Source organism: Falsiphaeobacter marinintestinus (assembly GCF_007923355.1).
In the GTDB taxonomy this organism is placed as follows: Bacteria; Pseudomonadota; Alphaproteobacteria; order Rhodobacterales; family Rhodobacteraceae; genus Phaeobacter_A; species Phaeobacter_A marinintestinus.
In genome coordinates, this window is record NZ_VOGO01000003.1 from 539773 (window position 1) to 550752 (window position 10980).

Sequence of the window (10980 nt, forward strand, 5' to 3'; positions counted from 1 at the left end):
CGTTACGCCTCCGTCTTGGCGACACCCGTCACCTTGAGAAAATGCGAGGCTTGGCGCTGCACCAGCACGTCAGGGAAGGTGAACACGGTCAGGGCCACCTTGCCCGTCTTGCTTTCGCTGTAGGGGTCCACGATCAGTTCAGGGCTTCCCCACATCGGCACGTAGGCGTGACCGGCAGTTGCCCCGATGTATGCCGTTGCCGTGTCGCCTGCGGTGTCACTGACTTGGCTCGAAAACGTCAGTTTAGACGTCAGTTTCTTCACCATGTCGAATTGCGTCAGGGCATCGCCAAACGAGGTTTTCAGCAGGCTGGCCAGCATGAACGGAACCCCGGCAATGTGCAGATTGCCCATGCCGTTCAGCTTTGCCGACACCATGACTTCGGTCAACCAGTCCACCCAATTTTCATAGGTGGCTTCTTTGGCGCTGGCGCTCTTGGTCGGAATGCTGGCGAGGTTTTCAAGCCCGGTCGGCTGTTCATCGGCCCCGGTGCCTCGGAACACGGCAAGGTCCAGTGCTTCCCGGATCACCTCGGAAAGGTCACGCCGCAGCATCGGTTCCAGTGCGGAGTTTTCCCGAATTGCTTGGCGGGTCAGCAGATACCGCGCTGTCAGGGTGCGCAGTGCCGGTTCGGCCACGGTCGTGGTGATCGCTGCGGCATCAGCGCCGGAACCTTCACCCACCCACGATGCAGACGCGCCTTGTGTCATTTCGGGGAACCGGGGCTTGCCTGCCACTTGCAGCGTTTGCACGCCAAAGGACTGCGCCGCCGATTGCTCGAACACCCGTTCCAGAGCGTTCATGGTCGGACGGCTGGCCAGCTTGCCCGCGCTTGTGTCCGGGGCAGTCACGGTTGCATCCGCACGGCTTTCCAGTGCTTCCCACGGCAGATAGGTGCCCCGGTTGGCCTTGCCGTTGCGGGTTTCGAGTTCTGCAATAACTTCGGCTTCGCGGCCTTCAATGACGCGCTGCCCTTCAAGGCTTTCCACCAGCGTGGCCAGATCGAAGGCGCGGCATTCGGCGGCAAAATCCTTGTCCGCGTTGTCAGGTTCCTTGATCTTGTCGCGTTCGGCGCTTTCGAGCACCAGAGACGCGCGAAGGTCAATCTCGGCGTTCTGGTAAGCGTCCGTGAGGCTGCGCAGTTCGGTGCGGCCTTCGTCGCTGATTTCATCGGCCTTCTGAATTTCGGCAAGTCGTTCACGGCGTTTGCTCTGAGCCAGTTTGATTTCATCGCTTTTCAGCATCTTTCTTTATCCTTCAATTTCCAGAATTCGGGGGCGTGCAATTGTTTGCACGGAGGTCAGGTCGGCTCATTTCATGGCGGTTGCCCCTTACCGTCCGGGGGAATTCCAGCCATCGCCAGGAACAACTTGCGGCCTGGTACGTTGCTGCGCTTGATCGGCTTGGGGCCTTTGCGGCGCTTGCCTTCCCAGCGTTCGGCGTTCGATTTCTTGGAATGGCAGGACTTGCAGAGCCATTGCAGGTTGCTGCGGTCATACTCACTCAGCCCGTGGGCCTCGCATTGGGCGCGGGGAATGATGTGATCGGCCTCGCCATGCATCCCGATGTATCGCTTGCACGATTGGCACAGGAACCCGGCAGACAGGGCCACGGCTTCGCGGGTGTCGCGATACCATGCCGCGTGATCAAGGATTGTCCGCCCAACGCCCATTATATCACCTGCACTTCATATTCGGGGGTGACGGCATCGCGTTCTCGGTACAGGGCAGACGCGGCAAGCACGATTGCCTGAGCCACGTCGATACGGCTCAGAAGGCTGGACTTGACCAGCTGCACCGCGCCTGTGGCATGGACACGCACGTCAGCTTCGGCAATCCCGGCTTCAATCAACCGGCTGCGTTGCATTCTCAGAGTGCCAGACAGGAAAAGCTTGCGGGTGGCTCTCACATCGGCGTCACCATCGCGGGGGCCTTGGCCACGGAATACGGGTTGCCAGTCCAGCTTGGCGCGGCCCAGAGCGTTCAACAGTTCATCGCGCCGGTATCGGTCGCACGACACGTTCACCACCGGGTGCGGCCCGATCATCCTGACCACTTCGGGCAAGAATGCGTCCAGATCGGTGATCCGGCCCGGTGTGGTGAACAAAGACCCTTCGGCCTCGCATTGGGTGTAGACGTTGCCTACACGGTCGCGTTCGCCGCGTTCATGCAGGGTCATACCTTCGCCGGGAAAGGCCCCGATTGCCCGCACAAGACCGCTTTCATAAACGGCGCAAGCGGCGGTCATGGATTGAGAACCTCCAAGGTCCAGCCCCAAGAAACAGGCTTCGCCGGGTTCCGGTTCGGCCTTGGGGTCATAGCAGTTGCGCAGAGTATCATAGGACACCAACAGTTCGCGCGCCGGGTTGCCGGGAAGGTTCAAATGCGAGGTCTTGAAGTCTTCAAGCGTGCCCTGTGCCACGGCCTTGTCAAAGGCATCACGGATGAACGCCTTGGACTTGATTTTGAACCCGCCCGGTGTCGCCTTTTCCCATTGTTTGGGGTTGCCGGGGTCCGCGTCTTTGTCGGCTGCGTGAAGCTGGACGTAGGTTCTTGGGTCCGGGGCTTCGATCAGTTCGGCAAACTTGGGACCGTCCAGCCGGGTGCCGGTCAGAATTTGTGAACCGTCCCGTGCCGCCAGTGCGTTGAATGTCGCGTCAAAGATTTCGTCTTGGCGACGGGGGAACAATCCGGCTTCGTCCAGAATGGCAAGGTCAACGTCATCGCCGTGACCGGACTTGCTGTCACCGCTCAACAGTTGGCAGGAGGCTTTGCCGATTTCGAGTTTGCCGGGGTTTGGGGCATGGCGGAATGCAATTTCGTCTTCCCGGTCAACGGCTGTCATCAGGTCAATGGCGGCCTGTGGTACAAACTTGGCGAACCGCGCCGTGGGGGCCACGCTCACCGCCTTGAACATGGGCCGATAGATCGGGCTGTCCTTCAGGGACCGCGCCAACAGCAACAGCCCCATGAACGTGGACTTGCCCGTCTTGCGTGGCAGGGAAAAGATCAGGGACCGATAGCGGGGTGATCCTTCGGCCTGTTCCAGATACGCGGTCAGAAAATCCAGTTGGAACGGATGAATGGTCAGGGGCTGGCCCGCAGAGATACCGGCAGGAACCACAAACGTGTCACGCGCCCACTCTTTCACCGCCAACGCCTCGGGGCTGTGGGGAATGGTCTGTCTCGGTCTGGCAAGGCGCAAGGCCATGTGGAACTCTCCAAAGGCAAAACTGAAAAGCCCCGCTCCACTCCGAAAGTCTCAGCCAAATGGGTTCTCCTCGGCAGGGTTCCCTTGGGCCTATGGGGGTGGCGTCATCTGACAGTGCAATTATTTGCACGCTTCAATCTTGCGGGGTGCCGTTTGCTTCTGCGTCCCGTTCTGCTGGACAGCTAAACCAGCGACACCATGGGGGTGTCAGAACGAACCGTTTAGGTGTTGCCCTGTCCCGTCGAGAGTGTACGGCAGTCCCTAATTGAGACAGGGCAAAGGGGCATAGCCCGTAGTAATCCAAACGCCGCGCCATGCTTGCGGTGATAGTTACAAATGTAACCACATTAAGTCAAGACCGTTCGGGTGGCGTTGTCGTCGCGCGCGCGCGTTATTCAATTCACTTCCTGTTATCTAAGGGTCATTCCTCAAACAGTGCTGATAAATCAGTTTTAGGTTTCTCCATATCAGCCTTGATCTTGTCGAAGATTGAGACGTGGCCGCTGTCCCCTTCCACTTTGTCCCCTTTCACTTTGTCCCCTTTCACCTTAATAGTAGGGGCCAAATTTGGACCTTCATCGGGTTGGTAAGTGCCAGAATTGGCCCCTACCGATTGGGCATAAGGGCCAGATTTGGCCTTTACCGGGGGTGACACAAACGGGTCGGGCTTTTCCTTGTATCGGTGCATTGCCCAATCCATGGCGTCGTCCAAGTCTTGCACCCGCTGACTTGATCCATACGCCTTGTCGGATCGCATTAACTTGCCGACAAATGGCAGTGTCTTTGCCTCCAGTGGTTTGGGGCCACATTTCACAGATCGGTCGCACAGGTAGCGCAAAACGCGAGGCTTCTCGTGAGCATCCAACCTTCTGAACATGTCCTTGTTGAGTTGTTGCAGCAATCTCAACAGGGGCGTGGATGGGGCCAAGTGCAGCACGTGTTGACGGTCGCCCAAATGCGCCTTGCGGCGTTCGATCAAGTCCGCATCATCCAGCAGGTTCAGAATTCGCTTCGACGTTCGGTAGGACGTTGCCACGCCATAGAACACAAGCTGGTCATGGGTTCTGAACAGCCATTCGCCGCCTATGTGTCTGTCAAGCCGGGGGCTTCGATAGTTCCAGTTTCTCAGCACGTGGTAGAGCATCGACACGCAAGCGTCATGGCTTTGCAGGGGCGCTAAGGCCCCCACCACAAGCCTGAGTTCATCCGGCTGTCTTCGAAGGTCTTCAAAGGCCGTATCACGGTCACCGGTTGGCTTTTGCCACTTCTGTTTTGCCATCTGATCGCCCTCAGCCTACCCGGTTAGCTTCAATGAAGGCTTTCAAGTCATCAATGTGATACCGCACGCCACCGCTCGGCAGTTTGATGAACGGGATTTTGGGCGCGATGCCTTCCTTCTTGGCGTACCATCGATCACGGACCAGATACGCGTTGGACAGGCCCAGCATGGTTGCCGCCTGCGTTTCAGTTAGCAACGGGTTAACGGTGATCGGCTTTGCGCTCACTAGTTCTGCAACGCTCTTGGGCGTGGTCGGTTTGTTCAGTTTTAGACCCATGGGTCTATTCCTTCCTCGGTTTGTCCGAGTGGAATTGACCAGCACGGACGATCACAGATACGCCCACCGGGGTGGACACTCTGAACCGTCAAAAGCCTCCGTGCCTCAGGTTCGGCGCTAAGGGTGGCGTAGATGATCAGCGATTGTCAACCACCTTCATGAGGCAACAAGAAAGCCGTGCAAAGTCATATATTTGCACGGCGTAATTATGATCAATGAAGGGTAATGAACGCTATAAGTCCGCGAATGCAACGGCAGCGTCAGGCGTCAATGCCCAAGTCAAAAGTCCATCTGGTGTTCGGACCACATTGACCAACAATCCACTGAAGAAGCGCCTGCTCTCGCCGTCGTCGCCTTCATCGCCAAGTGGAAACGCCATAGGGGGCGGCGTCTCGTCCAAAACAGGCATAAACACGTCTCGGCACATTCCACCAAACTTCATGTTGAAAGGACCTTCACCCTTCCATCCCATCGTGTTGGCGTGGATCGCAGTACGCGCCCCCGGATAATTGCGCACAAGTCGGATCATATCCTTTTGCCAATCTTTCAGCGTTGCGGCAGCGTCCTTGAGCGTCTGTTGTCTGCGGTTCATTGAGTCGGCCCTTCTTTGGTCAGTTGGTCGATCTTATCGGACACCAATTGAGCATAGGGGCGCAAGTCCTCGGGATCATCGCTTGTAAGGTAGTGGCCTAGGGTGACGTCTGAGCCAGTCGCGTGATTGAGCATCCGTTTAAGCATGGACAGGGGCGCAATCTGTTCCGCCTGAATTGCGAAGGTGCGGCGTAGATCATGGAAGCTGAAAGGTTCACCATACGCCTTGCGCGCCCTGTCCAGCGTCTTGCGAGGGTCGCCAAGGGGATCAGTCCCCCAAATGAATTTCCCCGCTGTTTGGCGCTCTCTGAGCCTCTCCATGATTGCGACCGTTTGGCTGGCCATGGGCAGGATCAGGGCTTTGCCGTTCTTGGCCCGCTCCGCCGATATGGTCAGGGTGTTGGCGGTCATGTCCACGTCACCCCATGTCAGGTTTGACGCTTCGGCCTTGCGCAAGCCGGTGCGCACCAGCAGTTCCACAAAATCCGCGAAGTCTGCCCCTGCGTTCGGATAGCGGTTCGAGTTTGTGGCAGCTGCGGTTTCAACGGCTGCAAAGAATGCCGGGAAGTCTGTGATGTGATCCGTGCGCGCCTTCGGTTTGTGCCAGCGTTTCAGATCGGACAGACGCGCCACCGGGTTGGCTGGCAGGGTGGCCACGCCTTCATTCGTCTTGGTCGCGGCAATGGCGTGATTGTAAATCGCCCGCACATACCTGAACACCACATTGGCCACGCTCTCGCCGTTTTCCTTCGTGATCCGGTCAAAACGGGACACCACCGCAGCCGGGGTGACGTCCTTGATTTGGCGCGTTTGCCAATCCTCGAGATACCAGCCCACGCAGTTTTCAATGTGCTTGGTAGTGCTGGCCTTGTGCTTCCGGTCTTTCAGGTACAAGCCCACGGCATCACCAAACGTCATGCCCTTCGCCTTGGCTAGCGCCTTAGCCGCGTTCGGGTCTTGCCCCGTGGCCATCTTGCCGATTTGCTTCTGAGCCTGTTTCCTCGCCTCTGCAACAGACAAGGTGCCGACAGGCGCGAGAGACACCCGTCGGGTTTTGCCCCCTACCCGGTTCTGAGCAATGAAGGTCTTGGCACCAGCCGTAACCCTCACACCAAAGCCGGGTTGTTTGGCGTCCCAATGGATCACCTGCTTACCCTTTTCAGGTTTCGGGAAGGCTTCGATTGACGTGGCTGTCAACGTTGTCTTGGTCATGTGGCGGCCCCTCCGCAGGTACATTGTGTAAGCACTATGTAAGCAGTATTAGTCCAAATCCTTCAATACATGTAAGCAACACAGGGATACAAAAACAAGGCCTAGCTGTTGTTTTTAAATATAATTCAGTGTCTTTCAGGTTTCATCAATACATACACACAGAAGACTGTTAATCAATTGGTCGTAGGTTCGATCCCTACCGCCGGAGCCAAAGAATTCAAGGGCTTAGCAATAATTTGCTAAGCCCTTTGGCTTTTTCAGTCTCTTTTTAGTCTCTTGGCTGGCCAAGTTTTTGGGCAGCCAGCTATGTGCTCTGATGTTCATGCTAGCACTGTTGGTCCGCACAATTCTTAGGTGGTTCTACTACCCGCGGTTCGGCGAGGATTTGCGGTGAATGCTATTTGGGCCGCCCGCCCCGGATTCGCATATAGCAAAGAATTACGGTAGACTCGGCTGTGAGCGAGACAGACGCTCGACGTCTCCCAGCTTGTTGGTCCCCCAAAAAACCGCCCCCGTACGGAGGCGGAAATACACTATGTGGATTAGTCCCGGTGACTACTCGCTCTTGCTCAGTATTCGCTCGCAAGCATGACTGACAGCACGCGTTGTGTGACGTCTGGATTGGCGGCGTCGGGTGAATGGTATTTGAGGTCCCGGTCGAAGTAGTCGATCTTCCAGAAGATCTTCGCGCCAGCGTGGCTGAACGCTCCGAAGTCGTGTTCGCCGTGCGGATCGTTGGCCTCAGAGAAATCGTCGAACTCCGCAATCTTTGCCAGAATGGCTGCGATACAATCGTCTCCAAGGGATTGAATGCCTTCGGTGATGACCACGGTTCCATGCATCACCTCGCCGTGCCGGAAGGCGTCGTTGAGGCGGCGGATGCGTTTTGTGCGGAAGGGTTTGTCGATCTCCCAGGCGAGCGTCGTGTCGCCCCGCAGGCTTCGCAATGGCAATTGTCGAAGATCGCCTGGAGGTCCCATTTGCCGGTCATCTTGTTCCAGATGGCCCAGGCGTCGCGCAAGACGGCCGATGCCTTGCAGGTGCAGCACACCGGGTAGGCGCCAACCAGCCCGCTCTTGTCAGGTGATATGTCGTGCATTGTCTCTCTTCCTTCGCTGGGTGGCCGCCCGAACCGATTTCGGGCGCACCCGCCGAAGGACGAGAATGGTGACGGCGGAAAAGAACGTTTCTGGCTTCAGTATAGGCGCTTGTTTCTACTCGGCTACTGCCCCTCCCGGTCCCGATTTGCACGCCCACGGCCCTATCCGAATTTGCCGGCAGAACGGATACTGATGCGATGCATACGGCTGTCACAACTCTGGGGTTGGCCTGGAGCCGCTACGGCAGCCGGTCCTTCGGCATTCGCCTCGCCGACCGGATGCAACATCTCTACATCATCGGACAGACCGGAACCGGCAAGTCCACGCTGTTGCTGAACATGGCGTTGCAAGATGCGGCCCTGGGTGCCGGGTTCTGCCTGATCGATCCGCATGGTGATCTGGCCGAAGATCTCGCCCGACGGCTTGGCAAGCGGGCGCTGGTGTGGCGGCCATTCGACCCGGATTGCCTCCTCGGGTACAACCCGCTGACGCGCACGACGTCGGCGCTGCGCCCGCTGGTAACCTCTGGTCTAATCACCACTTTGCGACATCAATGGGCTGATGCCTGGGGCGTGCGCATGGAGCATTTGTTGCGCCACGCAATATTGGCATTGCTGGATCAACCCGCCACCGATCTGCGCGATATCATGCACCTGTTTCTGAACCGGGAGTTCCGCAAGACGGTCATCGCGCACATCATTGATCCGCAGCTCCTGCAGTTCTGGACCGAGGAATATCCGGGCATGAACTACAAGACAGCCGCGGACGGCGTTGTCCCGATCGCCAATAAACTGGGCACTTTCCTGAGCCACCCGGTGGTGCGACAGGCGCTCTGTGAACCCATCGAACCGCTCCGGTTCCGGTCCCTAATGGACGACGGCGGCATCCTGATCGTCAACCTCGCCAAGGGGCGGCTCGGGTCGGACATCGCCAACCTGCTTGGCGGGCTTGTGGTCTCATCGCTGACACATGCGGCCTTCACACGGGATCTTGGCAGCCCGCGAAGGCCCTTCATGCTCTACGTGGATGAGTTCCACAACTTTACCACCGATGCTTTGGCCGAGACTTTGTCGGAAACCCGCAAGTACGGGCTTTCGTTGACGCTGGCTCAGCAGCACTGCCGACAGAGTTCAGAGGCGCTCTTTGCTGGTATCATGGGCAATGTTGGCAGCCTGATTGCCTTTCGCACCGGAGCGCTCGACGCAGGGCTCATGGCCCAGCAGCTGGGTGAGATCACGCCAGATCAGCTGATCACGCTACCAAATTACCAGACCCTCGTGCGCTTGATGGTGGACGGCACGCAGACCCGGGCCTTCTCGGCAGAGACGTCCCCGCCACCAGACCACAGGCTTTAACCCCCTCATGTTATGAAATATTCCATCTACTGCCGGAAATCCCAGGAAGCGGAGGACCGGCAGATCCTCTCGCTGGAAAGCCAGCAGGCCGAAGTTGAGCGACTTGTCGGCCAAAACGCGGATATCGAAATAGTCGATACCTTCATCGAGGCCTTCAGCGCAAAAGCGCCGGGACGTCCGCAGTTCAACGCCATGCTTGAACGGATCGAGAAAGGCGAAGCGCAAGGTATCATCGCCTGGCACCCCGATCGCCTTGCCCGCAACTCGATGGATGGCGGTCGGATTATCTATCTGCTCGACCAGCGTCGCATTCGCGATCTGAAGTTCAGCACCTACAGTTTCGAGAACAGCAGCCAAGGCAAGTTCATGCTGAACATCATCTTCGGCTACTCGAAGTACTACGTCGACAGCCTGTCCGAAAACGTCAAACGTGGTCAGCGCGCCAAGATCAGGAACGGCTGGATGCCGAACCGGGCGGCGCTTGGCTATCGCAATTGCCGCGAGACCCAGAAAGCCTTGCCCGACAGCAAGCACTTCCGGGTCGCCCGGGATTTGTTCGACCTGCTTCTGACCGGTCAGTACTCAGTTGCCGAGATCCACCGGATTGCGAGAGACACTTGGGGCTATGTCACGCCGGTCCACAAGACGACCGGTGGAAAACCCCTGTCACGGTCGCAACTCTACCGTCTGTTCACCAATCCGATCTATGCGGGCTACGTCAGGTGGAACGGCACACTCTATCCCGGTGCGCACGAGCCTGTTGTCTCAAAGGCCGAATTCGAGCGGGTCCAGCAGATTCTCGGGCTGACGCCAGAGACACGTCCGGCAAAGCAGGCGTTTGATTACGCAAAGATGTTCACCTGTGGCGCCTGCGGCAAGGCCATCACGGCGGAAAGAAAACGCAAACCCAGCGGACGAACATACGTCTATTATCACTGCACCCGAGTGCATACCTCGCCGCGATGCACCCAGCCCTCCATCGAAGAACGTGATCTTGCCGCCCAGATCGACGCGTTTCTGAAGGCCATCTATATCCCGAAGAAATGCGCCCGGGAGATCGTTGCAGCACTCCGTGAGATACCAGACAACGAAGCCGAGCGGCAGGCCGAGCGCTTGCAACACTGCGAGGCCACAATCGGGCGGATCGAACGCAAGTTGGTCAATCTCATGGATCTACGTCTGGATGACCGCATTTCCGATGCCGCGTTCGAGACCAAGCAGTTGGAATTGCAGGTTGAGCTCGATGCCGCACGTGAAAGAGCCAGGTCAGCAGCCGCTTCAACGCAAATATTCGAACCCCTTGAAATACTGATAAAGTTCAGCAGCAGAGCCAGATCCTTGTTCAAACAGGGCAGCAGCACCGAGCGTGCACGTATCCTGAAAATTCTGTGTTCGAACCCGCAAATCATCGACAAGAAACCCTTGCTTCGCCCCATGAAACCCTTCGAAGACCTGCGGAAATTGCGCGACATTCTCATTCAGCGGAGGGAGTGGGATTCGAACCGTCGGGGCGCTGAAACAGTATCATATGAATTGATCGCGATGTGTAATCCGGGGCAGCACCTTCCTTCTCACGCTCCCCAGGCCGTAAACGCCTTCGTCCGTTCGCCATCGACCATCAGCCTAACCATCATCCTGTAGTTCGGCATTGCGACGAGATCGCGCGGATCGACCCCATCGAAGTGTCGGGAGAGACTGGGTGCATCCATCGGACTGGTACGGAACGCAATAACCGTGCCGACATTGCCAAGGATAGAATCCAAAACGTCTGAGCCTCCCCCTTTGAAGTGGTCCGCCCCTATGATTAGGAAAGCTGAGGATCAGAGATGGCCATTAAAAGACCCAAGCCCGAAGAGATTGTCGTGAAGTTGCGGCAGGGTGAAGTTCTGATGGGGCAAGGGATGCCCCGGATTGATGCGATCAGACAGATCGGAGTGACGGAACAAACCTATTACC

General features: G+C 57.5%; 10 protein-coding genes and 1 pseudogene. 3 read left to right on the forward strand and 8 right to left on the reverse strand.

Annotated features, from left to right (window positions below; genetic code table 11):
- Positions 1 to 2: 2 nt before the first annotated feature.
- The 8 genes from FOY56_RS09810 to FOY56_RS23945 all read right to left on the reverse strand — a co-directional run bounded on the left by FOY56_RS09810 (position 3) and on the right by FOY56_RS23945 (position 7618).
- A complete protein-coding gene (locus FOY56_RS09810; protein ID WP_146345650.1) occupies positions 3 to 1244 on the reverse strand; it encodes a phage major capsid protein in 1242 nt (413 codons plus the stop codon).
- Positions 1245 to 1315: 71 nt separating this feature from the next.
- Positions 1316 to 1672: an HNH endonuclease gene (locus tag FOY56_RS09815; protein WP_146345651.1), complete on the reverse strand. Its 357-nt coding sequence runs from the start codon at positions 1670 to 1672 to the stop codon at positions 1316 to 1318.
- Complete coding sequence (locus FOY56_RS09820) at positions 1672 to 3210, reverse strand: terminase TerL endonuclease subunit (protein WP_146345652.1); 1539 nt, start codon at positions 3208 to 3210, stop codon at positions 1672 to 1674. The genes FOY56_RS09815 and FOY56_RS09820 overlap by 1 nt, the downstream gene beginning before the upstream one ends.
- Positions 3211 to 3631: 421 nt before the next feature.
- Positions 3632 to 4489 carry a hypothetical protein gene (locus tag FOY56_RS09825; protein ID WP_146345653.1) on the reverse strand — a complete coding sequence of 286 codons (858 nt, stop codon included), beginning with the start codon at positions 4487 to 4489 and terminating at the stop codon, positions 3632 to 3634.
- Between the two features lie 10 nt (positions 4490 to 4499).
- Positions 4500 to 4766, reverse strand: a complete 267-nt coding sequence (locus FOY56_RS09830) for a helix-turn-helix transcriptional regulator (RefSeq protein ID WP_146345654.1) — start codon at positions 4764 to 4766, stop codon at positions 4500 to 4502.
- A 232-nt stretch (positions 4767 to 4998) separates the two neighbouring features.
- The gene (locus FOY56_RS09835) at positions 4999 to 5358 is read right to left on the reverse strand and encodes a hypothetical protein (RefSeq protein ID WP_146345655.1); all 360 of its coding nucleotides are present in this window, start codon (positions 5356 to 5358) and stop codon (positions 4999 to 5001) included.
- Positions 5355 to 6569: a tyrosine-type recombinase/integrase gene (locus tag FOY56_RS09840; RefSeq protein WP_186766296.1), complete on the reverse strand. Its 1215-nt coding sequence runs from the start codon at positions 6567 to 6569 to the stop codon at positions 5355 to 5357. The genes FOY56_RS09835 and FOY56_RS09840 overlap by 4 nt, the downstream gene beginning before the upstream one ends.
- A gap of 569 nt (positions 6570 to 7138) precedes the next feature.
- Entirely contained in the window at positions 7139 to 7618 is a 480-nt protein-coding gene (locus FOY56_RS23945; protein WP_246139446.1) for a DUF3768 domain-containing protein, read from the reverse strand.
- A gap of 248 nt (positions 7619 to 7866) precedes the next feature.
- On the opposite strand from FOY56_RS23945, the gene FOY56_RS09850 reads away from it, so the two are divergent.
- The 3 genes and pseudogenes from FOY56_RS09850 to FOY56_RS09865 all read left to right on the forward strand — a co-directional run.
- A complete protein-coding gene (locus FOY56_RS09850) occupies positions 7867 to 9024 on the forward strand; it encodes a type IV secretory system conjugative DNA transfer family protein (RefSeq protein ID WP_146345657.1) in 1158 nt (385 codons plus the stop codon).
- Positions 9025 to 9036: 12 nt separating this feature from the next.
- Complete coding sequence (locus FOY56_RS09855) at positions 9037 to 10665, forward strand: recombinase family protein (RefSeq protein ID WP_146345658.1); 1629 nt, start codon at positions 9037 to 9039, stop codon at positions 10663 to 10665.
- A 185-nt stretch (positions 10666 to 10850) separates the two neighbouring features.
- Positions 10851 to 10980 (forward strand): annotated as a pseudogene (locus FOY56_RS09865) (IS3 family transposase); the annotation flags it as partial.

Coding starts and splice junctions, on each gene's coding strand:
- FOY56_RS09810 (WP_146345650.1), bottom strand. CDS start 1,244: ATGCTGAAAAGCGATGAAATCAAACTGGCTCAGAGCAAACGCCGTGAA.
- FOY56_RS09815 (WP_146345651.1), bottom strand. CDS start 1,672: ATGGGCGTTGGGCGGACAATCCTTGATCACGCGGCATGGTATCGCGAC.
- FOY56_RS09820 (WP_146345652.1), bottom strand. CDS start 3,210: ATGGCCTTGCGCCTTGCCAGACCGAGACAGACCATTCCCCACAGCCCC.
- FOY56_RS09825 (WP_146345653.1), bottom strand. CDS start 4,489: ATGGCAAAACAGAAGTGGCAAAAGCCAACCGGTGACCGTGATACGGCC.
- FOY56_RS09830 (WP_146345654.1), bottom strand. CDS start 4,766: ATGGGTCTAAAACTGAACAAACCGACCACGCCCAAGAGCGTTGCAGAA.
- FOY56_RS09835 (WP_146345655.1), bottom strand. CDS start 5,358: ATGAACCGCAGACAACAGACGCTCAAGGACGCTGCCGCAACGCTGAAA.
- FOY56_RS09840 (WP_186766296.1), bottom strand. CDS start 6,569: ATGACCAAGACAACGTTGACAGCCACGTCAATCGAAGCCTTCCCGAAA.
- FOY56_RS09850 (WP_146345657.1), top strand. CDS start 7,867: ATGCATACGGCTGTCACAACTCTGGGGTTGGCCTGGAGCCGCTACGGC.
- FOY56_RS09855 (WP_146345658.1), top strand. CDS start 9,037: ATGAAATATTCCATCTACTGCCGGAAATCCCAGGAAGCGGAGGACCGG.